Origin of the sequence: Amycolatopsis sp. lyj-346 (genome assembly GCF_046548975.1) — a bacterium.
Taxonomy (GTDB): Bacteria; Actinomycetota; Actinomycetes; order Mycobacteriales; family Pseudonocardiaceae; genus Amycolatopsis.
Genome location: NZ_JAJPWT010000012.1, coordinates 185,296 through 208,884, shown reverse-complemented (window position 1 = coordinate 208,884; position 23,589 = coordinate 185,296). Strand labels below are relative to the sequence as shown.

At 71.7% G+C, this 23,589-nt stretch carries 30 protein-coding genes; 20 read left to right on the top strand and 10 right to left on the bottom strand.

Annotated features, from left to right (window positions below):
* Positions 1-30: 30 nt before the first annotated feature.
* A complete protein-coding gene (gene priA / locus ACLJQE_RS30935; protein ID WP_410643042.1) occupies positions 31-768 on the top strand; it encodes a bifunctional 1-(5-phosphoribosyl)-5-((5-phosphoribosylamino)methylideneamino)imidazole-4-carboxamide isomerase/phosphoribosylanthranilate isomerase PriA in 738 nt (245 codons plus the stop codon).
* Positions 769-917: 149 nt separating this feature from the next.
* On the opposite strand, the gene ACLJQE_RS30930 is transcribed toward priA, so the two are convergent.
* Positions 918-1,493: a dihydrofolate reductase family protein gene (locus ACLJQE_RS30930; protein WP_410643041.1), complete on the bottom strand. Its 576-nt coding sequence runs from the start codon at positions 1,491-1,493 to the stop codon at positions 918-920.
* 89 nt (positions 1,494-1,582) lie between these two features.
* On the opposite strand from ACLJQE_RS30930, the gene ACLJQE_RS30925 reads away from it, so the two are divergent.
* The 3 genes from ACLJQE_RS30925 to ACLJQE_RS30915 all read left to right on the top strand — a co-directional run bounded on the left by ACLJQE_RS30925 (position 1,583) and on the right by ACLJQE_RS30915 (position 3,102).
* Positions 1,583-2,176, top strand: coding sequence for a TetR/AcrR family transcriptional regulator (locus ACLJQE_RS30925; protein ID WP_410643040.1), 594 nt, complete (start codon positions 1,583-1,585; stop codon positions 2,174-2,176).
* 62 nt (positions 2,177-2,238) lie between these two features.
* On the top strand, positions 2,239-2,577 hold the full coding sequence (locus ACLJQE_RS30920) for a DUF1330 domain-containing protein (protein ID WP_410643039.1): 339 nt from the start codon (positions 2,239-2,241) through the stop codon (positions 2,575-2,577).
* Between the two features lie 48 nt (positions 2,578-2,625).
* Complete coding sequence (locus ACLJQE_RS30915) at positions 2,626-3,102, top strand: GNAT family N-acetyltransferase (protein WP_410643038.1); 477 nt, start codon at positions 2,626-2,628, stop codon at positions 3,100-3,102.
* On the opposite strand, the gene ACLJQE_RS30910 is transcribed toward ACLJQE_RS30915, so the two are convergent.
* Positions 3,086-3,472 (bottom strand): PPOX class F420-dependent oxidoreductase, encoded by a 387-nt coding sequence (locus ACLJQE_RS30910; protein ID WP_410643037.1) that lies wholly within the window; start codon positions 3,470-3,472, stop codon positions 3,086-3,088. The genes ACLJQE_RS30915 and ACLJQE_RS30910 overlap by 17 nt on opposite strands.
* 205 nt (positions 3,473-3,677) lie before the next feature.
* Between ACLJQE_RS30910 and ACLJQE_RS30905 the strand changes: the two genes are divergently transcribed.
* Complete coding sequence (locus tag ACLJQE_RS30905) at positions 3,678-4,616, top strand: hypothetical protein (protein ID WP_410643036.1); 939 nt, start codon at positions 3,678-3,680, stop codon at positions 4,614-4,616.
* Here ACLJQE_RS30905 and ACLJQE_RS30900 read toward each other — a convergent pair.
* The 3 genes from ACLJQE_RS30900 to ACLJQE_RS30890 all read right to left on the bottom strand — a co-directional run bounded on the left by ACLJQE_RS30900 (position 4,606) and on the right by ACLJQE_RS30890 (position 7,329).
* On the bottom strand, positions 4,606-5,583 hold the full coding sequence (locus tag ACLJQE_RS30900; protein WP_410643035.1) for a hypothetical protein: 978 nt from the start codon (positions 5,581-5,583) through the stop codon (positions 4,606-4,608). The genes ACLJQE_RS30905 and ACLJQE_RS30900 overlap by 11 nt on opposite strands.
* Positions 5,580-6,089: a SigE family RNA polymerase sigma factor gene (locus ACLJQE_RS30895; protein ID WP_410643034.1), complete on the bottom strand. Its 510-nt coding sequence runs from the start codon at positions 6,087-6,089 to the stop codon at positions 5,580-5,582. Before ACLJQE_RS30895 ends, ACLJQE_RS30900 begins: the two co-directional genes overlap by 4 nt.
* Positions 6,090-6,156: 67 nt before the next feature.
* The gene (locus ACLJQE_RS30890; RefSeq protein ID WP_410643151.1) at positions 6,157-7,329 is read right to left on the bottom strand and encodes a phytase; all 1,173 of its coding nucleotides are present in this window, start codon (positions 7,327-7,329) and stop codon (positions 6,157-6,159) included.
* Positions 7,330-7,446: 117 nt separating this feature from the next.
* Between ACLJQE_RS30890 and hisF the strand changes: the two genes are divergently transcribed.
* The 5 genes from hisF to ACLJQE_RS30865 all read left to right on the top strand — a co-directional run bounded on the left by hisF (position 7,447) and on the right by ACLJQE_RS30865 (position 9,721).
* Positions 7,447-8,220, top strand: a complete 774-nt coding sequence (hisF, locus tag ACLJQE_RS30885; RefSeq protein WP_410609401.1) for an imidazole glycerol phosphate synthase subunit HisF — start codon at positions 7,447-7,449, stop codon at positions 8,218-8,220.
* Positions 8,217-8,594, top strand: a complete 378-nt coding sequence (locus ACLJQE_RS30880) for a hypothetical protein (protein ID WP_410643033.1) — start codon at positions 8,217-8,219, stop codon at positions 8,592-8,594. Before hisF ends, ACLJQE_RS30880 begins: the two co-directional genes overlap by 4 nt.
* Positions 8,591-8,953, top strand: a complete 363-nt coding sequence (gene hisI, locus ACLJQE_RS30875) for a phosphoribosyl-AMP cyclohydrolase (RefSeq protein ID WP_410643032.1) — start codon at positions 8,591-8,593, stop codon at positions 8,951-8,953. The genes ACLJQE_RS30880 and hisI overlap by 4 nt, the downstream gene beginning before the upstream one ends.
* Positions 8,950-9,303 (top strand): DUF1304 domain-containing protein, encoded by a 354-nt coding sequence (locus ACLJQE_RS30870; RefSeq protein ID WP_410643031.1) that lies wholly within the window; start codon positions 8,950-8,952, stop codon positions 9,301-9,303. Before hisI ends, ACLJQE_RS30870 begins: the two co-directional genes overlap by 4 nt.
* A 100-nt stretch (positions 9,304-9,403) precedes the next feature.
* Positions 9,404-9,721: a hypothetical protein gene (locus ACLJQE_RS30865; protein ID WP_410643030.1), complete on the top strand. Its 318-nt coding sequence runs from the start codon at positions 9,404-9,406 to the stop codon at positions 9,719-9,721.
* A gap of 7 nt (positions 9,722-9,728) precedes the next feature.
* On the opposite strand, the gene ACLJQE_RS30860 is transcribed toward ACLJQE_RS30865, so the two are convergent.
* Together ACLJQE_RS30860 and ACLJQE_RS30855 are read right to left on the bottom strand one after the other, a co-directional pair.
* Positions 9,729-9,899 (bottom strand): DUF397 domain-containing protein, encoded by a 171-nt coding sequence (locus ACLJQE_RS30860; protein WP_410643029.1) that lies wholly within the window; start codon positions 9,897-9,899, stop codon positions 9,729-9,731.
* 9 nt (positions 9,900-9,908) lie between these two features.
* Positions 9,909-10,742, bottom strand: a complete 834-nt coding sequence (locus tag ACLJQE_RS30855; protein ID WP_410643028.1) for a helix-turn-helix domain-containing protein — start codon at positions 10,740-10,742, stop codon at positions 9,909-9,911.
* A gap of 150 nt (positions 10,743-10,892) precedes the next feature.
* Between ACLJQE_RS30855 and ACLJQE_RS30850 the strand changes: the two genes are divergently transcribed.
* Positions 10,893-12,077 (top strand): DUF6236 family protein, encoded by a 1,185-nt coding sequence (locus ACLJQE_RS30850; protein ID WP_410643027.1) that lies wholly within the window; start codon positions 10,893-10,895, stop codon positions 12,075-12,077.
* Here the strand turns inward: ACLJQE_RS30850 and ACLJQE_RS30845 are convergent.
* Positions 12,053-12,667, bottom strand: a complete 615-nt coding sequence (locus tag ACLJQE_RS30845; protein WP_410643026.1) for a TetR family transcriptional regulator — start codon at positions 12,665-12,667, stop codon at positions 12,053-12,055. The genes ACLJQE_RS30850 and ACLJQE_RS30845 overlap by 25 nt on opposite strands.
* Positions 12,668-12,762: 95 nt before the next feature.
* Here ACLJQE_RS30845 and ACLJQE_RS30840 point away from each other — a divergent pair, with 95 nt between their 5' ends.
* The 7 genes from ACLJQE_RS30840 to ACLJQE_RS30810 all read left to right on the top strand — a co-directional run bounded on the left by ACLJQE_RS30840 (position 12,763) and on the right by ACLJQE_RS30810 (position 19,164).
* Positions 12,763-14,313, top strand: a complete 1,551-nt coding sequence (locus ACLJQE_RS30840; RefSeq protein WP_410643025.1) for an anthranilate synthase component I — start codon at positions 12,763-12,765, stop codon at positions 14,311-14,313.
* Between the two features lie 25 nt (positions 14,314-14,338).
* Positions 14,339-14,866 carry a Trp biosynthesis-associated membrane protein gene (locus tag ACLJQE_RS30835; RefSeq protein ID WP_410643150.1) on the top strand — a complete coding sequence of 176 codons (528 nt, stop codon included), beginning with the start codon at positions 14,339-14,341 and terminating at the stop codon, positions 14,864-14,866.
* A 124-nt stretch (positions 14,867-14,990) separates the two neighbouring features.
* Complete coding sequence (gene trpC / locus ACLJQE_RS30830) at positions 14,991-15,800, top strand: indole-3-glycerol phosphate synthase TrpC (protein WP_410643024.1); 810 nt, start codon at positions 14,991-14,993, stop codon at positions 15,798-15,800.
* On the top strand, positions 15,797-17,008 hold the full coding sequence (gene trpB, locus ACLJQE_RS30825; protein ID WP_410643023.1) for a tryptophan synthase subunit beta: 1,212 nt from the start codon (positions 15,797-15,799) through the stop codon (positions 17,006-17,008). Before trpC ends, trpB begins: the two co-directional genes overlap by 4 nt.
* Positions 17,005-17,796, top strand: a complete 792-nt coding sequence (gene trpA, locus ACLJQE_RS30820; protein WP_410643022.1) for a tryptophan synthase subunit alpha — start codon at positions 17,005-17,007, stop codon at positions 17,794-17,796. The genes trpB and trpA overlap by 4 nt, the downstream gene beginning before the upstream one ends.
* An 82-nt stretch (positions 17,797-17,878) precedes the next feature.
* Complete coding sequence (locus ACLJQE_RS30815) at positions 17,879-18,451, top strand: Uma2 family endonuclease (RefSeq protein ID WP_410643021.1); 573 nt, start codon at positions 17,879-17,881, stop codon at positions 18,449-18,451.
* A 47-nt stretch (positions 18,452-18,498) separates the two neighbouring features.
* Entirely contained in the window at positions 18,499-19,164 is a 666-nt protein-coding gene (locus ACLJQE_RS30810; protein ID WP_410643020.1) for a peptidoglycan recognition family protein, read from the top strand.
* On the opposite strand, the gene ACLJQE_RS30805 is transcribed toward ACLJQE_RS30810, so the two are convergent.
* Together ACLJQE_RS30805 and ACLJQE_RS30800 are read right to left on the bottom strand one after the other, a co-directional pair.
* Entirely contained in the window at positions 19,156-20,514 is a 1,359-nt protein-coding gene (locus ACLJQE_RS30805; RefSeq protein ID WP_410643019.1) for a glutamine synthetase family protein, read from the bottom strand. The genes ACLJQE_RS30810 and ACLJQE_RS30805 overlap by 9 nt on opposite strands.
* Positions 20,515-20,727: 213 nt before the next feature.
* Positions 20,728-21,105: a hypothetical protein gene (locus ACLJQE_RS30800; protein ID WP_410643018.1), complete on the bottom strand. Its 378-nt coding sequence runs from the start codon at positions 21,103-21,105 to the stop codon at positions 20,728-20,730.
* A gap of 189 nt (positions 21,106-21,294) precedes the next feature.
* On the opposite strand from ACLJQE_RS30800, the gene ACLJQE_RS30795 reads away from it, so the two are divergent.
* Together ACLJQE_RS30795 and ACLJQE_RS30790 are read left to right on the top strand one after the other, a co-directional pair.
* Complete coding sequence (locus ACLJQE_RS30795) at positions 21,295-22,419, top strand: amidohydrolase family protein (RefSeq protein ID WP_410643017.1); 1,125 nt, start codon at positions 21,295-21,297, stop codon at positions 22,417-22,419.
* A complete protein-coding gene (locus ACLJQE_RS30790; RefSeq protein ID WP_410643016.1) occupies positions 22,416-23,585 on the top strand; it encodes a M20 metallopeptidase family protein in 1,170 nt (389 codons plus the stop codon). Before ACLJQE_RS30795 ends, ACLJQE_RS30790 begins: the two co-directional genes overlap by 4 nt.
* Positions 23,586-23,589 lie beyond the last annotated feature (4 nt).

The following is a 23,589-nucleotide window of genomic DNA, read 5'->3' as shown; positions in this document are numbered from 1 at the left end:
GATCCGGGTCTCCGTCCTAGAGTTACCCGCGTGACTTTCACGCTGCTTCCCGCCGTTGATGTGGCCGATGGCCAGGCCGTGCGACTCGTCCAGGGCGAGGCCGGCACCGAGACCTCCTATGGCAGTCCTCTGGAGGCCGCGCTCGCCTGGCAGCGCGACGGCGCCGAGTGGATCCACCTGGTCGATCTCGACGCCGCCTTCGGCAAGGGCAGCAACCGCGAGCTGCTCGCCGAGGTGGTGGGCCGGCTCGACGTGCAGGTCGAGCTGTCCGGCGGCATCCGCGACGACGCCTCGCTGAAGGCCGCGCTGGACACCGGGGCCCGCCGGGTCAACCTCGGCACCGCCGCGCTCGAGGACCCGGAGTGGACCAGCCGGGTCATCGGCGAGTACGGCGACCGCGTCGCGATCGGCCTCGACGTGCGGATCACCGAGGCCGGCCACCGGCTTTCGGCCCGCGGCTGGACCTCCGACGGCGGCGACCTGTGGGAGGTCCTCGAGCGCCTCGACCGCGACGGCGCGTCCCGCTACGTCGTCACCGACGTCAGCAAGGACGGCACGCTGCGCGGCCCGAACCTCGAGCTGCTGAGGGACGTCGTCGCCCGCACCGACGCGCCGGTGATCGCTTCCGGCGGGGTGTCGAGCGTCGCCGACCTCGTCGCGCTGGCGGGCCTGGCGTCCGACGGCGTCGAGGGCTCCATCGTCGGCAAGGCGCTCTACGCCGGGGCGTTCACACTGCCGGAGGCCCTCGCCGCGGTGGCGAAGGTCTAGCCCGGACGACACAGACGGGTGCGCCCCAAGGTGGCCTTCGGTGCGTTCAACGCACCGAAGGCCACCTTGGGTGCGTTGAACGCACCCAAGGCCACCTTGGGGCGCTTGGGGTGGGGCCCGGTGTTGAGGGACCTCGGACGCGCGAAGGTCTAGCTCGGACGGTAGGTGGTGATCGTGCCGCCGTGGCCGAACGTCAGGACTTCGACCGGCGTGAACCCGCGCGGCCCGAAGCCGCCGCTGAACATCGGCACCCCGCCGCCCGCGACGACCGGGTAGGACTTGACCACCAGCTCGTCGATCTCCGGCAGCAGCTGACCGGCCAGGTCCCCGCCGCCGCACAGCCAGATGTCCAGGCCTTCCTCGGTTTTGAGCTGCCGCACGAGTGCCAGGGGATCGCCGGGCACGAGGGTGACGGCCGGGTCGGCGAGCCGGCTCAGCGACCGCGAGACGACGTACTGCCGCAGGTGCGCGTACGGGCTGGTGACGCCTTCGGCCAGCGGTACCGCGTAGGTGCCGCGGCCCATGACGACCGTGTCGTACCGCTGGTTCGGCGTGTCCGCGGCGATTCCGACGCGCGGCCGGATGTGCGTCGGCATGGTCTCCGGGAACTCCGCGCGCACGTGCGCGACCATGTCCGGGTCGAGCGGGTGGAAGTCGGTTTCGCCGCCCGGTCCGGCGATCACGCCGTCGATGGTGGTGCCGGTGAAGTACACGAGCTTGCGCACAGCTGCCCCCTGCCGGATCAACTCCGGATGTAGTACTTTGCTTGAAGTGGTTGGAACTGTAGTACTACGTCTGGAGTGGTGTCAACGTCATGGTGCGACGCAACCCCGAGCGGCGGGCGGCCCTGCTCGACGCCGCCATCGAAGTCCTGGCCGGCGAAGGCGCGCGGGGACTCACCTTCCGCGCGGTCGACCAGCAGGCCGGTATGCCGGTCGGCACCGCGTCCAACTACTTCGCCAGCCGTGACGAAATCCTCAACCACGCGGGCGAGCGGGTGTACGAGCGGCTGGTCGACGAAGAGGTGATCGCGGACGGTCTGGCGGGGCCGCGTGATCCGGCGCGCGTCACGGAGCTGATGCACGCGCTCGTGGACCGCGTGGCCGCGTTCCCGACGGGTTTCCTGGCGCTGCTGGAACTGCGGCTCGAAGCCACGCGCCGCCCGGAACTGCGGGACGTGCTGACCCGCCGCATCCGCGCGGACGTCGACTTCAACGTCGAATACCACCAGAAGTCCGGCCTGCCCGGCGACGGCACGATGGTGGTCCTGCTGTGGCTGGCGCTGAACTGGCTGATCATGGACCGGCTGACGTTGCCGGACCTGTTCACCGACGAGCAGCGCCACGACCTCGTCACGGCGCTGGTCGAGCGCCTGCTGGCCGGGCAGCCCGCATTACCTCCGGCGTAATCGACGCCGAGCCGGCGAGCGGCCAGGATTCCTTTCACCACAAGGACGAAGGAAGGAACCCCATGACCGCCTACGGACTCGCCCACCTGCGCCCGCCCGCCGTGCTGCCGGAGGAGGTCTTCGAGTACCTGGAGCGCATCCAGGCGACGCTCGACCCGTACGGCGGCCGGTTCCTCGTGCACGGCGCGCCGGTGCAGGTCATGGAAGGCGACTGGCCCGGCGGGCTGGTGCTCATCGAGTTCCCCAGCCTCGCCGCGGCGCACGAGTGGTACGCCTCGCCCGCCTACCGGGAGATCCTGCGGCTGCGCGCGGACCACATCCCGGGCGACCTGATCGTGGTCGAGGGCTGCGGGCCGGACCACGACTCGGCCGCCATGGCGGCGGCCTTGAGAGCCGCTTGAGTCCGAAAAGCGGCTGACAGCGGACCGGCGGGGTCGTAGGTTGCCGCGGTGGAGGAGATCGTCACCGAGCTCGAAATGACCGCCGCCCGTCAGCTCAACCCCGCTCCGCTCGTCGAGGGGGTCGCGCTTCGGAGCGCCGAGCCGGGGCCGCTGATCCGCGAGCTGCACGTCCGGATCGGCACGCCGTACCGGTGGCCGAGCGCCACCCGCGGTGCCGATGAATGGGACCGCTGGCTCGCCGCTCCGCACCGGGAATACCGGATCGTCGAATACCGCGGCGAAGTCGCCGGCGCCGCGGATTTCGAGCCACAGCCCGGGAACGACGTCGAGATCACCACGTTCGGCCTGGTGCCGGAGTTCGTCGGCAAAGGACTCGGCGGGTTCGCGCTCACCCTCGTCGTCGCCGACGCGTGGGCGCTGCCCGGGACGCGGCGCGTCTGGCTGCACACCTCGACGCTCGACCACCCGAACGCGCTGCCGAACTACCTCCGGCGGGGCTTCCGCAGCTTCAGCCGTCCATTTTGACCGCGATGCCGATCGTCCGGTCCGCCGGGCCGCGCAGCTTCGAGAAGAACATCGTGACGCGCCCGACGATGCCGTACTTGCGGGCGATGGCCCGCCTGGCCTGTTCGGTCCCGGCGTCGTCGAGCAGCCGGGCCTGCCCGGAGACCTTCGCGCCGTGCGTCTTCTTCCCGCGGACGTCGCAGGCCTGCACCTCGACCCGGCCGTCGTTGCGGATGCGCTTGACCTTGCCGGCCACGCGCACCGACGTCAGCAGGAGCTCGCCGTCGGCGCCGGCCACCCAGATCGGGGTCGGCACGGCCCGTCCGTCACGCCGGAACGTGGTCAGCACGACGTAGCGCTCGGCGGCGAGGCGGTCGGTCTCGGAAGTCATGCGCCCACCGTAGCCCGTGGCGGACGATCCACAGTGGAACGACCGGGCCCGCCGGTCCCGGTTCGCGGGAACCGTGTCCCAGCGTGACCGGCGTGAAAAACACATAGGCCGTTCGCACCGAAACCCCACACGCTTGGCCGAAGCGTTTCAATGCATGTGCCTGCAACGCTTCACCGACTGGATCACCGCACTCTGGAGGGCATCGATGGCGGTCAAGCAGCAAGTACCGGTTCATCCGCAGGCAGGGTTCTTCGGCGCCGGGCCGTATCCCGCGCGCCGGGCCGCCATCGCCGTCGCCGCCGTCGTGGCGGGGTTCGTGCTGACCGCCATCTGGTCGGCGCCGTTCGTCGACTCCGTGATCGGTGACAGCGTCGCGAACGGGCTACTCGGCCACGACGCGAAAGCCACCCCGATCAGCGGAGTCGTCGCCGGGACGCTGTTCGCGTTCGTCTCCGGCCTCGCCGGGTCCTTCACCGCCTGCAACATCGCCGCCTTCGGAGCCGTCGCGCCGTTGGTGGGCGACCAGGCGGGCGGGAAGCGGAGCGTGCTCAAGCCGCTCGGCTGGATCTCCGCCGGTCTGCTCGCCGTTTCGGTCGTCTACGGCGTGATCGTCGCGCTCGTCGGCACGCGGATGCCGCAGTTCTCCACCGCGAAGACCACCGGGCTCTCGCCGCGCAACATCCAGTCCATGGTGGCCTTCGGCGTCGTCGGCCTGGTCTTCCTGCTGATGGGCTTGATCGCCCTCGGCATCCTCCGCAACCCCTTCGCGAGCTTCACCCGCCGTCACCCCGCCGCGCCGCTCGTCCTCATGGGCGCGCTCATCGGCGGGTTCCTCATCGGACGGCCGTACCCGCTCTTCCGGATCATGTTCCGCGACGCCGCCGAGCAGCACAACGTGTTCTACGGCGCCGCCGCGTTCGCGTTGCAGTCGCTCGGCAACATCGTCGTCATGGTGGTGCTGTTCCTCGTCCTGACCTACGCCACGGGCGGGCGCGTGCAGCGCTGGCTGGCCGCGGAGCCGGCGCGGATCGCCACCGTGACCGGCGTGGCCCTGCTCGTCGGCGGCACGTTCACGCTGCTCTACTGGGACGTCCGCGTGCTGGGCCGGCTCGGGATCATCTGGTTCCCGATGATCAGCTGGTAGCCCGCCCGAGCCAGCCGTAGTCGGGTGCCGGGTCGAGCTGGACGCCGTTCGCGACGGCGATCAGCTCGGCCTCCGGCCGCGAACCCGACACCGTCAGCCAGCGCCCCGACGGCAGCCGGACCGCGACCACCGCGTCCTTCCCGTCCTGCGGCGCCACGAAGAAGCCGGCCCCGCCCCGGACGGTCACCCGGGCGGCGCCGGCCGTGCCGGGGGGTACCGGGCCGGCGGCGGCCCGCACCACCGGGATCGACGGCCGGGCCGGGTCGGTCGCGGTCAGCTCGGTGCTCGCGTCGCCGGGACCGGTGCCCCGCACCGCGGCCGAACGCTCGGCCAGCCCCGCCGGCAGCGGGCCGAACCGCAGCTCGCCGCGGACGCCGACCGGTTCGGTGGCGACCGAGCCGGCGATCCGCTCGGCGACCGCGCGGGCGTCCGGGATCCCGGCGATCGACGCGCACAGCACGTGCTTGTCGTCGGCCAGCCAGGTGAGCTGCGCGGTGCCGCCGGAGCCGGTGACCATGCCGACCCGGCCGTGCACCACGACCTGGTCCTTGATCGACGCGATCTTCAACGCGGCCTGCGACCACTCGGGGTCGGCGGTGGAGTACGCCGACAGCGTGATCGACGCCGGGCCGTCGGACCACCGCCGGACCTGCGGGGTGATCCCGGGCCCGCCTTCGCGGTACTGCTCGGTGAAGCCGTCCGGCACCCACTCCGGGCCGTAGGCCAGCACCGGACGGCCCGCGGTCGGCGCCAGATCCGGGCGGGTCAGCAGCTGCGTGCCCGCGACGACGCCGACGACCAGCACGACCACGGCGGCGGCCACGAGGGCCAGCCGGGTCGACGGCCGCCGTTCCCGGCCGGCGCGGGCGAGGGCGTCGCGCACCGCGTGGCCGTCCGGGGCGCGGGCGGCGAGGCGGTCCAGGCTGTCCCGGATCAGCGTTTCGGTCTCGTGCTCGCTGCGGGTCATTCGGGGGCTCCGGTGGCTCCGGTGGTGATGACGGTCGGCTTCAGGCCGGCTTGGCGCAGGGTGGCCAGTGCCCGCGAGATCTGGCTGCGCACGGTGGACGCGCCGCACCGCAGGACCGCGGCGATCTCGGCGTCGGAGTAGTTCTCGTAGTACCGCAGGACGAGGGCCGCCCGCTGCTTGCGGGGCAGCGTGGCGAGCAGGCCGAGCATGGCGTCCCGCTCGTCGTAGGCGGCCGACGGATCGGGTTCCGGCGGGCCGATCGCGTCGAGGACGTCGTGGCTGCTGGCCACCATCCGCCGCACCGCGCGCCGTCGCCAGGACAGGTACTCGTTGGTGATCATCCGCCGCACGTAGGTCGGCGGGGCGTCGATGCCGTCCCACCGCTGCTGGGCGCGCAGGAGCACGTCCTGGACGACGTCCTGCGCCAGGTGCGGGTCGTTCGTCAGGACGGTGGCGTAGCGGAGCAGCCCGTCCAGCCGCTCCGCCACGAACTCTTCGAAGGTCACACGCGTCCTCTCCGTCAGACAGAGGACGCACGAGGGGGCCGTGCCGCTGCACGGCGGCGGAAAGTTTTCACCGGCCGAAGACGTCCTCCAGCCGGACGAAGGCGAAACCCGTGGTCGGGAGGTCGCCCGCCGCCGGCCGGCGTTCGCCGTCGTGGACCACCAGGAGGCCGTGCGGGAAGCGGCGGCCCAGGTACGCCGTGCTGATCGCCGAGCCGTCGGAGTGCTCGACCGAGTCCGTGCCGCGGCCCGCGACGATCCGCAGGTCACGGACGTGCTTGCCGTAGACGACGAACCGCGAGTCGCCCTGGCTGGAGGCGAACAGCGTGCCGTTCGCCACCGCGAGGCCCTCCGCGTCGGCCGTCAGCCACCGGCCGCCGTAACCGGGGTCGGGCCCGTCCGGGACGCACTCCTCGGTGGCCGCGTCCCAGCGCTGCGGGACGCCGAAGGAGCGCACCCGGTCGACCAGCTCGGGCCGCCCGAAGCCGGTGCCGGTCAGCGGGATCCGCCAGATCCCGACGTCCTCCTGCGCGGTGTAGAGCACGCGGCCGTCGAGCACCGAGCCCTCCAGCTGCGGCCGTTCGCCGGGTTCCTCGCACGGCGACCAGACCGACCCGTCCGGCAGGCGGAACTCCGCGGGCAGGTCCACGATGGCGACCGGCGTGGTGCCGACGGTGCCGTCCGGCCGGTCGGCCAGCCGCAGCAGCGCCACGCGGGTTTCGTGCCGCCGGGTCACCGCGACCCACCGGACGCCGGTGCGCGGGTCCCGGCCCGCGGCCAGGCCGTAGGCGGTCCGCTGCTCGTCCACTTCGGACTCCGACGCGGAGAACACCGGCGCGGCGGCGGGGTCGGTGACGTCGCGCAGCACGTGCGCGCCGGCGGCCGAGCCGGCGGGGTCGATCCGGTAGACGCGGATCCGGTCCCGGCCGCGGTCGCTGACCACGGCCAGGTCCCCGACGACGTCGACGTTGTTGAACCGCCCGCCCGGCCCGGCGGGGACCAGCTGCAGGGTCCGCGCGCCCAGGTCGAAGGCGGCGAGCCCGCCCTCCTTGAGGGCGCCGAGGACGACGCTGCGCTCGGGGTCGCGCGGGTGCACCCAGACGGCGGGATCGTCGGCGTCGGCGTTGGCGGGGGAGGCGCCGGGGTCGTCCACGAACGCCTGGGTCTGCAGGACGGGCGCCGGATCGCGGGGAGCGGCCGCGGCGGGGACGGCGGTCAGGAGGGAGACGGCGGCGACGGCCACCGGAAGGAGTCTGCGCACGCGCGAAACCTAGACGAACCGGGTGGCCGGGGCGTGAACGGCGGACGCCGGGCCGTGCCATCGGCGGCGGTCCCGACCCCCTTGACTACGCTGGTGGCCATGTCTGTCGCGGTGCGGGTGATCCCCTGTCTCGACGTCGACGCGGGCCGGGTGGTGAAGGGGGTCAACTTCGCCGGCCTCCGCGACGCCGGTGACCCCGTCGAGCTGGCCCGGCGCTATGACGCCGAGGGCGCCGACGAGCTCACCTTCCTCGACGTCACGGCGTCCTCCGGGGATCGCGAGACCACCTACGACGTCGTCCGCCGGACCGCCGAGCAGGTCTTCATCCCGCTCACCGTCGGGGGCGGCGTGCGCAGCAACGACGACGTCAACCGGCTGCTGCGGACCGGGGCCGACAAGGTCAGCATCAACACCGCCGCCATCGCGCGGCCGGAGTTCCTCAGCGAGGCGTCGAGAAGGTTCGGCGCCCAGTGCATCGTGCTGTCCGTCGACGCCCGGCGCGTGCCCGGGGGCGGCGAGCCGACGGCGTCCGGCTTCGAGGTCACCACCCACGGTGGCCGCCGCGGAACCGGGATCGACGCCGTCGAGTGGGCCGCCCGCGGTGAGGAACTCGGCGTCGGGGAGATCCTGCTGAACTCCATGGACGCCGACGGCACGAAGAACGGCTTCGACCTCGAACTCATCGAACTCGTGCGCAAGGCCGTGCGCGTGCCCGTCATCGCCAGCGGGGGCGCCGGCGCCGTCGAGCACTTCCTGCCCGCCGTGCGGACCGGGGCCGACGCCGTGCTCGCCGCCAGCGTGTTCCACTTCGGGCAGCTGAAGATCGGGGACGTCAAGAACGCCCTGCGCGAAGGCGGGGTCGAGGTCCGGTGAAGTCCTGGCAGGCACCCGTCGAGGTGAAGGTCACCGCCGGCCTGCTGGCCGGGCTGCCCGTCGCGTGGGCGCTGCTCGATCTGATCCCGGTGCTGTCCGCCGGGGCGAGCCTGGCCATCTACCGGATGCCCGCGCTCGCGCTGCTCCTCGGCGCCGTCGTGACCACCGGGCTCGTCCTGAAGATGGGCAGCGCGCGGATCGGCGGCCTGGTCGTCGTCGTGGTGTTCGCGCTGCTGCACGCGTTCCTGCTGCTCGGTGCCGAGCTGTGGTTCAACAAGCTGTTCTCCGGCCTTTCCTTCGCCGGCTACGGCTACGCGTTCGTCCTGCTGAACTCGATGCCGCTCAAGCGGCACCTCCTGGGAGCCTACGCATGACACTGGACGCGGCCGTCTCGGCCCGCCTCAAGCGCAACGCCGACGGGCTGATCGCCGCGGTCGTCGTCGAGCACGCCACCTCCGACGTGCTGATGATGGCCTGGATGAACGACGAAGCCCTCGCCGCCACCCTGGTCACCCGCCGCGGGACGTACTGGTCGCGCAGCCGGCGGAAGCTGTGGGTCAAGGGCGAGACGTCCGGGCACTACCAGCACGTTCGCGAAGTGCGGATCGACTGCGACGGCGATACGGTCCTGCTGCGCGTCGACCAGACCGGCCCGGCCTGTCACACCGGCACGCACACCTGCTTCGACACCGAGGAACGCCTCCTCCTGGCCGATGAGAAAGAGCACGCGTGACCGTCGTCGCCGACATCCTGGTCGGGCTCGTCGCCCTGATCCACCTCTACATCGTCGTCCTGGAGATGTTCCTCTGGACGACGCCCCGCGCCCGCGCCGCGTTCGGCACGACGGAGGAGTTCGCGGAGGCGAGCAAGACGCTCGCCGCGAACCAGGGCCTGTACAACGGCTTCCTGGCGCTCGCGCTGGTGTGGGGCCTCATCGCGGGTGAATTCCAGCTTCAGCTGTACGGCCTCGTCTGCGTGATCATCGCGGGCCTCTACGGCGCCGCGACGGCGAGCAAGCGGATCCTCTTCGTCCAGGTGCTCCCCGGCGCGCTGGCGTTGATCGCGCTGCTGCTCGCCCGCTGATCCTGCTCACTTGCACGCTCGGCGGGACCGCCGGGTTGCCCCGGTGTGCGCTATCGCCGAAACGACCCTGACCTGCGGGTTTCCCCGCTAGGTTTGGTCAATGGAACTGGGGTCGGAGATCGGGGACGTCACCCGAGGGTTGTCGTGGCGGAGAATCGCGTGGGACACGGTGCTGCCCGAACAGTCCCGGCAGGCCTGGCGGCCGGACATCCACGTCCGCTACCCCGACGGGTCGGTGTTCGCGCTGTGCGCGGTCCCGGCGATCGACCGCATGCAGAAGCTGGCGGACCGCCCGAACCGCCGCGCCTGGATCGGCGGCTGGGGACGCGACATGGTGGTGCTGTTCCCGCCCGGGCCGCTCGGGGCCCGGTCCCACCCGATCCCGGCGTACTCGATAGATCCGCGCGAAGACGGATAGGGCGCGGTCAGCGCAACCGGTCGAGAGCGGCACGCCACGCCCGGGCGGACAGGTTCAGCCGACCGGCCCGCCGGGCCTTGGTGTCCCGCACGCCCACGACCGGCCCCAGCGCCACCTCGACGCAGTTGTCATTGGCACCGCTGTACGAGGACTTCCGCCAAACGGTCGAGCTCACCATTGCCTCCGGTCACCGGGCGGCCTCCCGAAGCAGAGCCTGGGAAGCCTCTTCGCTCAGAGCTACCTTACGGAGCAGCTTAGCAAGTTGCTGGTGTCCGGAGATCTGTGTGTCCTCGTGGAGGAACGCCGTGGAGTAGGCGTGTTCGACCGAAGCGATCGGTGGGGAGCCGGGGAACTCGTAGATGTCGAAGGGGCCGATCAGGCCGGGGTGGTAGCCGATTCCGGCGGGGACGATGCGCAGGCTGATGTTCCCGCGCTCGGACATCGTCACCAGGTGATCGAGCTGGTCGGACATGATCCCGGGATCGCCGACATTTTCCTGAAGCGAACGTTCGCCGAGCAACGCGGTGAACCGGACCGGGTCGGTTCGGGTGAGGATCTTCTGCCGTGCGAGCCGCACTCGCAGCCGCTTGTCGGCCTGCTCGACCGTCACCGCGGAGTTGTCCATGATCGACCGGATGTAGTCCGGGGTCTGCAGCAGCCCGGGAACGATCAACGGCGACCACGTGGTGATGGCGGTCGCGGTCCGTTCGAGGTCCAGCCTCGTGGTGAGCGCGAACGGGAGGTCGGTGTTGCTCGACGCCAGCCAATTGGGTTCGCGGGCGTGCCGGGCGAGCGTCCGGATCCGGTCGCGTTGCTCCCCGTGGATGCCCAGCAGCGCGAGGATCGCCGACACGTCCTCGACGCTCGGCAGGCGATGTCCCTTCTCCCACGCCGACAGCAGCTGGGGGAGGATCCCCAGTTCGTCGGCGAGAACGCGCAGACCGACTTTCCTTGCTTCGCGTTCTTCGCGCAGTGAAGCGGCGAGAGTGCGCGCGGCGGGCCCCGAAGACGTTGGCTTCATGAGCCGATAATACGAATCCCGTCGATTCCCCGGATGTGCGAATGTGTCCACGAAATGCGATCGACCGCCATTTCGTCCGGCATCCGGGTGAACGCGCGGGCCTGCTCGCTTGCCCGTCCGGCGCGCCCCGCCGGCGGATATACTGCGTCGATGCGTAGCTGGATCGGCATGTACTATCCGCACGTTCACTTCCGCGATGACGCCTGGTTGAAGCGGGCCGCGCTGTACTGGGACCAGCTCCACCGGTTCTTCCACAACGACGCGAACAGTTCGTTCCCGATCAGCCGAGCCGAGATCGAGTTGCTCGAGGACGGTTTCATCCGGCAGATATCCCCGTCCGCGGACCACCTCGAGCAGGTGGCCGGGGAGTTCGCGAAAATCGTCGGGAATTCCGACGGCCGGACAGGGGAGCTTGCCCGGCAGGTGGAGCTGTCCGAGGAACGCCGGCTGTACGACATCCAGGTCGAAGACATGCACCAGGCGGTGGCGTCCTGGAAGATGTCTGAGACCCTGGCGAGTGAACTGGTCGGCAGAAGGCTGGGATACCGGGTCGGCGATGATCGAATTTCGATGAGGCGCACCCTGGCGCACGCCTACCTCCTGCTCCTCGGCATGCGGGTCTCCCGAGACGTCGGAGCTCACCCGGTGGCCGACAACGAGTTCCACCACGCCGCAGTCGGGGTGTCGCCGGAACGGCTCTTGCGGCAGATGGCAGGCGACGCGCTCGCGCAGGAATTCCCGGCCGGGTTCGAACGTGAAGTGATCCTGGTCAACCTCACGATCGACGACATCGTCCCGCGCGACATCGCCGGCATCCCCCTTCGTGACATCACGAAATTCCGCCGGAAGTACGCCGGAAAGCGCGCGAAGTTCCGAGATGCCGTCTCCGGCATACTGGCCGAGTGCGCCGAACTCGACGACGTCAAAGATCCCGAGGCGCTGCTCAACCACTTGCGGATCAGGTACGACACGCGCGTCCGGCCCGCCGTTGCGGAGCTGGAGCAAGCCATGCGACGGCACGGCTGGACGAGTACCGCACTGCAGGCCGTGAACGTGCAGACCGTCGTGCCGCCGATCGCCGCGACCGCGATCACCCAGCTTGCGCTGCACCCCTCGGCTCCGGCCGCGGCCGCGATCGGGCTCGGCGGGTTCTCCCTCGGCGTCTGGCGATCACGTCGTGAAGGCCGGCAGAAGCGGGACGAGCTGATCACCGCCGCGCCGATGGCCTATCTGCACCACCTGCGTGCCGATCTCGCTCGCAAGCCGCTGGCCGAACTGGTCCGGAAGTCCGTTGCCCGGCTGACGCCCGATCAGCCGATCTCGCCGGTCAAGTAGCGCTGCAGGGTCGGCGCGATCGCCCGCACCAGCACCTCGACGTCCTCGGTGGCCAGCGGCTCGAACTTCGCCACGTACCGGACCAGGCCCAGGCCCACCATCTGCGTCGCGCACAGGTTCATGCGCAGCGGGATGCGGTCCGAGCCGACCGAGGTGATCAGCGTGCTGAAGAACTGCTGGAAGAAGTCGCGCAGCACGTGCGCGGCCTGCTCGTGGCCGGTGATGCTGCGGATGAGCGCCACGAACACGCCGCCGCCCGCGCTGTCCCAGCGGGTGAGGAAGGTGCGGACGATCCGTTCCGCGAGTTCGTCGTCGGGGCCGTTGCGCAGCGCCTTCTGCACTTCCACGGGATCGAACGGCAGCTGGAGGACGGCCTGGGCGAACAGGCCCTCCTTGCTGCCGAACCAGTGGTTGACCATGGCCGCGTCGACACCGGCGCGGGTGGCGATCGCGCGCACGGTCGCACCGTCGTAGCCGGTTTCGGCGAACACGGCCCGCGCGGCTTCGATCAGCGCGGTGCGGGTGTCCTGGCCGGCGGGCCGCCGGCCGCGGCGGCGGGCCGTAGTCTCGGTGTTGTCCGTGGTGCTCACGGCTCCATCATGACTCACCGATGCGCACAATTCAACATCCGTTGAATTTCGGGCCCGCCGCAGCCGTCATCCGCCGGGGCGGCACAATGAGGCCCATGGTCAGCGCATCCGCCGGTCCCGGCACGGTCAGCCCGTCCCGCGAGGACTTCCGCGTCCTCGCCGAGAGCCGCCGCGTGATCCCGGTCGTGCGCCGGGTCCTCGCCGACGGCGAGACGCCGATCGGGGTGTACCGCAAGCTCGCCGCCGACCGGCCCGGCACGTTCCTGTTCGAGTCCGCCGAAAACGGCGCTTCCTGGACCCGCTGGTCGTTCATCGGGGTCCGCAGCCCGGCCGCGCTCACCGTCCGCGACGGGAAGGCGGTCTGGACCGGCACGCCGCCGGTGGGCCTGCCCACTGAAGGCAACCCCCTGGAAGTCCTGCGCGAGACCATCGAAGCCCTGCACACCGAGCCGCTGCCCGGGCTGCCCCCGCTGACCGGCGGCATGGTCGGCTACATCGGCTACGACGCCGTCCGCTGGCTGGAACAGCTGCCGGAGCTGGCCGAGCGCGACCTCGACATCCCCGAGCTGACCATGCTCCTGTCCACCGACCTGGCCGCGTTCGACCACCACGAGGGCACGGTCACGCTCATCGCGAACGCCGTCAACTGGGACGACTCGCCCGAGCGCGTGGACGCGGCCTACGACGACGCCGTGGCCCGGCTGAGCGCGATGACCGAGCAGCTGCAGGTGGCCGCGCCCGCCACCGTCGCCGCGTTCGACCGGCCCGTGCCGGAGTTCACCCGGAAGCGCTCGAAGGAGGACTTCCACGCGGCCGTGGAGAAGGCCGTCGAGGCGATCAAGGCCGGCGAAGCGTTCCAGATCGTGCCGTCGCAACGGTTCGAGATCCCGACCGCGGCCGACGCGCTCGACATCTACCGCGTGCTGCGGACGTCCAACCCGAGCCCGTACATGTACCTGCTGCGGCTGGAGGGCTTCGACATCGTCGGCTCCAGCCCCGAATCCCTGGTCACCGTGCGCGACGGCCGCGCGACCACGCACCCGATCGCGGGCACCCGCTGGCGCGGCACCGACCCCGAAGAAGACGCGCAGCTGGCCAAGGACCTGCTGGCCGACGAGAAGGAGCGCGCCGAGCACCTGATGCTCGTCGACCTCGGCCGCAACGACCTCGGCAAGGTCTGCAAGCCGGGCACCGTGCGCGTCGTCGACTTCTTCCAGATCGAGCGCTACAGCCACGTCATGCACATCGTGTCCACCGTCACCGGTGAGCTGGCCGACGGCAAGACGGCGTTCGACGCGGTCACGGCGTGCTTCCCGGCCGGGACGCTGTCCGGTGCGCCGAAGGTCCGCGCGATGCAGCTGATCGAGGAGCTGGAGCCGGTCCGCCGCGCGCTGTACGGCGGCGTCGTCGGCTACCTCGACTTCGCCGGCGACGCCGACACCGCGATCGCCATCCGCACGGCGCTGGTGAAGGACGGCATCGCGCACGTCCAGGCCGGTGGCGGGGTCGTCGCCGACTCGGTGCCGGACTACGAGGACACCGAATCGCTCAACAAGGCCAGGACCGTGCTTTCGGCGGTGGCCGCCGCGCAGACGCTGGCGGCGGCGGGCGCCCTCGACCCGGCCGCGGACGCCGCGCATGTCTGACACGCCGCCCCGCCGTCCACTGTGGATGATCGTGGTCGCGCTCCTGCTCGGCGCGCTGGCCCTGTGGGTTGCGTCACAGCTGTCCTGGTTCGCCGAGTTCCGCGACGGCGGCGTGCGGGGCACGGTGCTCTCCCGCGAGACGGGCGAACAGCGGGCGCCCGCGCTCGTGCCGCTGGCCCTGCTGGCGCTGGCCGGGGTGGCCGGGCTGGTGGCCACGGGTGGCTGGGCGCGGCGCGTGCTGGGCGTCGTGCTGGCGCTGGCCGGCGCCGCCGCGGTCTGGGCCGGCGTGGCCGGGGTACGGTTCGGCGGGTACGCCGACGGGCTGCCGGTGACCGAGATGCTGCTGGGACGCGGCTTGGCCGTGCTCGGGGGAATTCTCGTCGCGGCCGGCGGGCTGGCCGCGGTCAAGGGCGCGGGGCAGGCCACCCGGCTCGGGGCGAAGTACGCGGCCCCGGCCACCCGGAAAAAGGTCCGTGACCCCGATGCCCGGCTGTGGGAAGCCCTGTCCGAAGGGGAGGACCCCACGGACGTCCGGGGCAGGCATTCGGAGTAACGCGCACACCCGGAACCGGGCGTCTCGGATGCGGGGGTTAGCATCGTTTCGGCGGGAAGGGGAAGGTTTTTGTGAGCGACCTTGCGAGTGAATCCGTGAGCACGCACCCTGGTGGGGGTGCCCGGTGAGCGTGCTCGAAGACATCGTCACCGGCGTGCGGGAAGATCTCGCCGTGCGGGAATCCGCGTTGCCGTTCGACGAGCTGAAGACCCGCGCGGCCGCCGCCCCGGCGCCCCGTGACGTCATGGCCGCCCTGCGCGAGTCCGGCATCGGCGTGATCGCCGAAGTCAAGCGGCGCAGCCCCTCCAAGGGCGACCTGGCCGACATTCCCGACCCGGCCGCGCTGGCGAAGGACTACGAAGCCGGCGGTGCGCGCGTCATCAGCGTGCTCACCGAGCAGCGCCGCTTCGGCGGCTCGCTGGCGGACCTGGACGCGGTGCGCGCGGCGGTCGACACCCCGATCCTGCGCAAGGACTTCATCGTCAGTCCCTACCAGGTGCACGAGGCGCGCTTGCACGGCGCCGACATGGTGCTGCTGATCGTCGCCGCGCTGGAGCAGAACGCGCTCGTTTCGCTGCTCGACCGCGTCGAGTCGCTCGGCATGACCGCGCTGGTGGAGATCCACAACGCCGAAGAGGCCGACCGGGCCCTGGAGGCGGGCGCCAAGGTCATCGGCGTCAACGCGCGCAACCTGCACACCCTCGAGGTGGACCGGGACGTCTTCTCGCGGCTGGCCCCCGGCCTGCCGATGGACGTCTACAAGGTCGCCGAATCCGGCGTCCGCGGCCCGGGTGACCTGATGTCCTACGCCGGCCACGGCGCCGACGCGGTGCTGGTCGGCGAGGGGCTCGTCGCCTCCGGCGACCCGAAGGGCGCCCTGATCAAGCTGGTCACGGCCGGCTCGCACCCCGCCTGCCCGAGGCCGTCGCGGTGACCGAAGAGCACGGCAAGCACGACCCGGACGAGCGCGGTTACTACGGCCCGTACGGCGGGCGGTTCATGCCGGAGGCGCTGATCGGCGTCGTCGACGAGGTCGCCACCGAGTACGACAAGGCCCGGCACGACCCGGAGTTCCTGAACGAGTTCAACCGCCTGCTTCGCGATTACGCCGGCCGTCCGTCGCTGCTCACCGAAGCCAAGCGCTTCGGCGAGCACGCCGGCGGCGCGCGGGTCTTCCTCAAGCGCGAAGACCTGAACCACACCGGTTCGCACAAGATCAACAACGTGCTGGGCCAGGCGCTGCTCACCAAGCGGATGGGCAAGAAGCGGGTCATCGCCGAGACCGGCGCGGGCCAGCACGGCGTCGCGACGGCCACCGCGTGCGCGCTGCTCGACCTCGACTGCGTCGTCTACATGGGCGAGGTCGACACCGAGCGCCAGGCCCTGAACGTGGCCCGGATGCGGCTGCTCGGCGCCGAGGTGATCCCGGTCAAGACCGGGTCGCGGACGCTGAAGGACGCGATCAACGAGGCGCTGCGCGACTGGGTCACCAACTCCGACACCACGCACTACCTGTTCGGCACGGCGGCCGGGCCGGCGCCGTTCCCGGCCATGGTGCGCAACTTCCACCACGTCATCGGCACCGAGGCCCGCGAGCAGATCCTCGAGCAGGCCGGCCGCCTGCCCGACGTCGTCGCGGCCTGCGTCGGCGGCGGGTCGAACGCCATCGGCATCTTCTCGGGCTTCTACGACGACCCGTCCGTGCGGCTGGTCGGGCTGGAGCCGGGCGGCGAGGGCATCGAGGGCAACCGCCACGGCGCGACCCTGACGAAGGGCGTCCCGGGCAACCTGCACGGCGCGATGACGTACCTGCTGCAGGACGAGGACGGCCAGACGGTCGAATCGCACTCGATCTCGGCCGGGCTGGACTACCCGGGCGTCGGCCCGGAGCACGCGTGGCTCAAGGACACCGGCCGCGCCGAGTACCGCCCGATCACCGACGCCCAGGCGATGGACGCGTTCAAGCTGCTGTCCCGCACCGAGGGCATCATCCCGGCGATCGAGTCCGCGCACGCGCTGGCCGGCGTGCTGGACCTGGGCCGCGAGCTCGGCCCGTCCGGGTTGATCGTCGTGAACCTGTCGGGTCGCGGCGACAAGGACATGGACACGGCGGCCAAGTGGTTCGGACTGGTGAACGAATGAGCGAGCTGGACGACCTCTTCGCCGCAACGCGTGCCGAAGGGCGCGCCGCGCTGATCGGCTACCTCCCGGCGGGGTTTCCGACTGTTTCCGGGTCGAAGGACCTGATCGCGGCGTGCGTCGACGGTGGCGCGGACCTGATCGAGGTCGGCGTCCCGTATTCGGACCCGGTGATGGACGGCCCGACCATCCAGGCCGCGTCGGTGACCGCCCTGGACAACGGCTTCCGCCTCAAGCACCTGTTCGAGGTCGTGGAGTCGGTGTCTTCGCGGGGCGGCCGCGCGGTCGTGATGACGTACTGGAACCCGGTGAACCGCTACGGCGTGGACCGCTTCGCGCGCGACCTCGCGTCGGCGGGCGGGCTCGGCCTGATCACGCCGGACCTGATCCCGGACGAGGCCGGCGCCTGGCTTTCCGCCTCGAAGGAGCACGGCTTGGACCGGACCTTCCTGGTGGCGCCGTCGTCGTCGGAGGAGCGGCTGGCACTCACGGCGGCCGCGTCGTCGGGATTCATCTACGCGACCGCGGTGATGGGCGTGACGGGCGCGCGCGAGCAGGTCGGCGCGGGCGCGGAAGAGCTGGTCCGGCGCACTCGGGTGCACACGGAGCTGCCGATCGGCGTCGGTCTGGGTGTGCGTTCGGGCGACCAGGCGGCCGAGGTGGCGTCGTTCGCGGACGCGGTGATCGTGGGATCGGCCCTGGTCACAGCGGCGGCCGAGGGTGCTTCGGGGGTGCGCGCGCTGTCGGCCGAGCTGGCCGAAGGCGTGCGCCGGGCGGTCGCCGCCGCTTGACCCGGAGTGCGCTCCAGGCGGACTGAACGCTGTCACACTGGGACAGACCCACGGCGGGCGGCGCGAGCGGAGGTGAACCGCGATGGCAGCACCGACTGAGTCTCGGGCGGAGTTCAGCATTCCTCCACGGCCGGATGGCTGGACCGTCGACGAGGTGCTCGCCCTCCCCGAGGACCAGACCTCGCTCCAGCGAATCGAACTCGTGGACGGGGCTCTCCTCGTGAGCCCGTGGCCGCGGCTGGAACACCAGCGGCTGGTTCGCGTGCTCACGGTCCAGCTCGACACGGGTGCGGAGCCGAGGTTCGAAGTGTTCCCGGGCGCGAACCTGGTCTTGGGCAACCGCGGGAATCGCCTGGTTATCCCCGATCTGGTGATAACCGATGAACCCGGGCTGCAGGGCGTGAGCCTCACTGAGAAACAGGTCGTGCTCGTGGCGGAAATCGTCTCGCCGTCGACCAAGATCCAAGACCGGATCCTCAAGCGGGCCATCTACGCCGAAGCCCTGATCCCGTACTACCTCCTGGTCGAACCCGGCGAGCCCATCGCGGCGACCCTGTTCGAACTCCAAGGCGACGATTACCAGCCCATCGCCAAGAGCGACAAAGCGGAAATCGAGCTCACCCGGCCCATCAACGCCACAATCCGCCTCGTGTGACCGGCTTTTGTACGAAAGCTGTACGCCGCCGCGCCACAGTCCGCCCCATGGACATCGCACACCTCCCGCGGCGCACCTTCCTCCGCGGTGCCGCCGGCCTCGCCGTCGCCGGGGCCGCCGGTCTGGTCCTCCCGAGAGCCGCGCAAGCCGCGGGGACCACCGAGCCGCGGATCTACAGCTGTGCCGAATGGGGTGCGCGGCCGACCGCCGATGCGCTCACCACGCTCGACCACCCGGCGAACCGGATCCTCATCCACCACATCGCCAGCGCCAACAGCACCGACTACTCCCTCGCCCACGCCTTCCAGGTCGCGCGCGACTGCCAGGCGGACCACATCGACAACAACGGCTGGTCCGACACCGGCCAGCACTTCACCGTCAGCCGCGGCGGGTACCGGCTCGAAGGGCGGCACGGCAGCCTCGACGCGGTGCGCGGCCGCACCACCATGATCCAGGGCGCGCACTGCCCCGGGCAGAACACCAACGCCATCGGCATCGAAAGCGAAGGCCTCTACACCAGCGTCGAGCCGCCCGAGACGCAGTTCGCCTCGCTCGTCGTCTTCTGCGCCTACATCTGCCGCCAGTACGGCATCCCGGTCGAAGAGATCAAGGGCCACCGCGACTTCTACAACACCCAGTGCCCGGGCGACCGCCTCTACGCGAAGCTGCCGCAGCTGCGCAGCGAGGTCGCCAAGGCGCTCAAGTCAATGTAGGTACCGCATCACGGCGCACAGCTCGTCCGGCGGCAGGGCGCCGAGCCGGTCGAGCTCGGCGCGGCGGACGTCCACCAGCGTCGCCGCCAGCTCCGGGCCGAACGCCGTCGTCAGCGCCGCGTCCGCCTCGAACGCGGTCACCGCGTCGGCCAGCGACGTCGGCAGCCGCTCGGCGCCGGGGAGCGTTCCGGGGTCGACGTCGACCGGCTCCGGCAAGCTCGCCCGCGCCTGCACCCCGGCCAGGCCCGCGAAGATCAGCGCCGCCACCACCAGGTACGGGTTCGCCGTCAGGTCGAAGCACTTGACCTCGAAGTTCGCGGCCCGCTCGCGCTGCCCGGCCGGGCCCTGGACCAGCCGCAGCGGTGCCTCGCGGTTCTCCAGCCCCCACACCCGGAACACGCCGGCCCAGTGGTGCGGCTCGAGCCGCAGGTAGCTGAGCACCGAAGGCGCGCCGATGGCCAGCAGCGCCGGCAGCCGCGAGAGGATGCCGGCGCCGAACGCCTCCGCCGTCTCCGTGAGCCCGAACCGCCGGTCGCCGCCGGCGCACAGGTTGCGGTCGCCGTCCCACAGGCTCAGGTGGACGTGGCCGCCGTTGCCGACGTCGTCCGGGGCGAACTTCGGGGTGAACGACGCCCGCAGCCCGTGCTGCTCGCTGACCGTCCGGATGGTCTCGCGCGCCAGCACCGCGACGTCCGCCGCGCGCACCGGGTCGCCGGCCGCCACGGACACCTCGAACTGCCCGGCCGCGTACTCCGGGTGGATCTGCTCCACCGCGACCCCCTGGGCGGCCAGCGTGGACACCAGCGCGCGCAGGTAGCCCGCCTGCGACGAGAGCCGCGCGAAGCCGTAGGCCGGGCCCGCGGTGGCCGAGCGCGGGTCGTCCGGCGCGTCGGCCGCGGTGATCACCCACTCGATCTCGAACGCCGTCCGCGCGTTGTAGCCCAGCTCCGCGAGCCGGGCCGTCGCCGCCGCGGCCAGCGCCCGCGCGTCCTGCGGGTGCGGCTCGCCTTCCTGGTCGTACCGCCACGCCGGCGCCCACGCCCAGCCCGGCTGCGCGGCCAGCGGCACGAGCGCGTCGAGGTCCGGGTGCAGCCGCAGATCGCCGACCGGGCCGCGCGAATGCGCACCGCCCACGATGTCGTCGGTGGCCAGGAAGAAGTCGAACGAATTCGACGCGCCGACACCCCACGCCGCCGCCGACCACAGCCGGTCCACCGGCACGGCCTTCACCCGCACGATGCCGCTGTTGTCCACGAAGGTCAGCGCGACGAGCTCCACCCCGGCGGCGCGCAGGCCGTCGGCCCGGAGTGCGCCTTGCTGCGCGAGTTCTGCCCGATCAAGCCGGCTCATCCTGCTCCCGTCGCTGTGCTTCACCCGAAGAAAGAGGTGAAGATCGTGGCAGACACCGCCGAAACCCGTCCAGGGCGATGCCGGGACTCGCCGTCTGGCAGGGGGGTGCCGAATCGCGTGGCGGCAGTGCAGCCCGGATGGACTCCGGGGCACGAACGATGCCCCTGCCCGTAGCCCTTGCGGCACCGGGGCAGGGGCATCGTTGCGTACCGCCTACGCCGCTGCTGCTGGGGGACGTCCAGCCTGTTCGGGGCGACGCACCACCAATGCGCCGACGAGCACGATTCCGCCGAGCGCGAGCAAGCCCCACCCGAAACCGCGGCGCGTCGATAGCGCGCTGTCGCAGGCTGCCCGGTAGCCAGCAGTGCCGTCGGACAGCCTCCAGCCGGCGCCGGCGTCGGCTGCGTAGGCGTTAGTCAGCGCGTTGACGTTCGCATCGTGCGCGGCCTGGCTCGTGTCCGTGTGGAACCCGCTCCCGCACGCCACAGATTGCCCGCCCGAGGCGGTTGCCTTCACGGGGACCCCAAGCAGGATCAGCGCGCCGAGGGCGACGGCAAAGGCTGCGACGGCGACGAACGTGCGGGGCGTCATGGAGGGTTCTCCAGCCTGATTGAGGACGTTTCCCGCACAGGTCGTGTCGACGGGCAGCCGTGTTACGCGGCAGGCGGGTCTCAGCCGCTCGACAGCTCGTTCCCGTGGTGGCCGGGACTCGCCGTCCTGTCGGCGCCGCGGTTCGCTCGTAGGGTGGGGGGAGAGGCTCGGCACAGTGGACGGAGGCGCATGACCGACCTGCTCCCGTACGTCGCGGATCTGCCGCTGGTGGACCACCACTGCCACGGCGTCGTCACCCGGGACGTCGCCCGCGCGGACTTCGAGGCGATGCTGACGGAGGCCGACGCGCCGTCGCCGCTGGGGACGAGCCTGTTCGACTCGCTCATCGGGCTGGCCGTGCGCGAACGCTGCGCGCCCGTGCTCGACCTGCCGAAGCACGCCCCGGCCGAGGCCTACCTCGAACGCCGCGCCGAGCTGGGCGCGGCCGAGGTGGCCCGGCGGTTCCTGCGGGGCACCGGGACGACCGATTTCCTCCTGGACGGCGGTTTCCTGCCGGACTCGCCGACCACCACGCCGGAGTTCGCCGCACTGGCGGGCACCCGCGCGCACGACGTCGTCCGGCTGGAGCAGGTGGCGGAGGCGGTGATCCGGGGGACGACGGCCCGCGGGTTCGCCGCCGCCTTCGCCGACGAGCTGGGGAAACGCGCTGAGACCGCCGTCGGGCTCAAGTCGATCGCGGCCTACCGGGTCGGGCTCGGGCTGGCGGGGGAGCGGCCGTCGCCGCCGGAGGTCGAAGCCGCGGCCGGGCGGTGGCTCGCCGGAGGTGGGGGACGGCTCGCCGACGAGGTGCTGCACCGGCACCTCGTGTTCACCGGCCTCGAGCTCGGGCTGCCGGTGCAGTTCCACGTCGGCTACGGCGACGCCGACGTCGACCTGCACCGCTGCGACCCGCTGCTGCTGACCGGGCTGCTGCGGGCGACCCGCGACCGCGGCGTGCCGATCCTCCTGCTGCACAACTACCCGTTCCACCGCCATGCCGCGTATCTGGCGCAGGTCTTCGAGCACGTGTTCGTCGACGCCGGGCTCATCACGCACAACGCGGGGTTCCGGGCGCCCGCCGTGCTGGCCGAGCTCCTGGAGATCGCGCCGTTCGGGAAGGTGCTCTTCTCCACCGACGCGTTCGGCCTGGCCGAGCTGTACCACCTGGGCACCGCCCTGTTCCGGCAGGGTTTGTCGGATTTCGTCCGCGCGGCACTGGCCGCCGGCGCGATGTCCGAAAAGGACGCCGTCCGGCTGTGTGCTTTGGTGGGGCACGAGAACGCGAAGAGGATCTACCGCTTGGAGCACGTGTGAGTGATCTGTGGACCCGGTGGACGCAGGCGATCGCCGGTGAACTGCCCGCCGCCGTCGAGCTCCGGCACGCCGTGCACGCCGACCCCCGCGGTTCCGGCGACGAGGAGGACACCGCCCGGCTGGTCGCCGGCGCGCTGGGCGCGGGCAACGGCATCCGCGTCGCCAAGACCGGGCGGGCCATCCCGCTGCCCGGTGGCACGGGCCCGGCCGTGGCGCTGCGGGCCGAGCTCGACGCCCTTCCGGTGCTGGAGGGCACCGGGGTGCCGTGGGCGTCGGGGAACGAGCTGATGCACGCCTGCGGCCACGACGTCCACCTCGCCGCGCTGGTCGCGGTCTGCCGGGCCGCGGTGCGCGTCGGCGTGCCACGGCCGATCCTGGCGCTGCTGCAGCCGCGGGAGGAGACGTCGCCGCCCGGCGCGCTCGACGTCGTCGAGTCCGGGGTGCTGGCCGAGCACCGGGTGGACGCGGTGATCGGCGCGCACGTCCAGCCGCGGATCGCGCACGGCGTCGTCTCGGCGGCGCCGGGCCCGGTGAACGCCTCCACCGACGAGTTCGAGGTGATCATGCGCGGCCAGGGCGGCCACGCGGGCTACCCGCACCTGCTGCGCGACCCGATCCTGGCGCTGTCGCAGCTGGTCGTGAGCCTGCAGCAGCTCGCGTCGCGCCGGATCGACCCGGTGTTCGGCGCGGTCTGCTCGATCGGCCGGATCCAGGGCGGGACGGCGGCGAACGTCGTCCCGAACAGTGCGAGCGCGTTCGGCTCGCTGCGCCTGATGCGCACGAAGGACCGCGAGCGCGCCCTGGAGACGCTCGCGGACATCGTGCACGGCACCGCGCGGTCGCACGGCTGCACGGCCGAGCTGGAGATCAGCCCCTGCGAGCCGGTCCTGGACAACGACCCGGCGCTGGCCGCGGGCGCGCAGCAGTGGCTGCGGCACGCCGGCTTCGTCGTCGACGAGGGGTTCCGGTCGTTCGGCGCCGACGACTTCGCCCACTACTGCGGCGGCGGAACCCGCGGCCTGATGCTGTTCGTCGGCCTCGGCGACACGGCGGGCGTGCCGAGCCTGCACGACGACCGGTTCCTCCCGCGTGACGAAGCCGTCACCCAGGTCGCGCACGCGCTGGTGGCGGGGTACCTGGCCGCCTTGGATGCTCCGGTGCCTTAGCGCT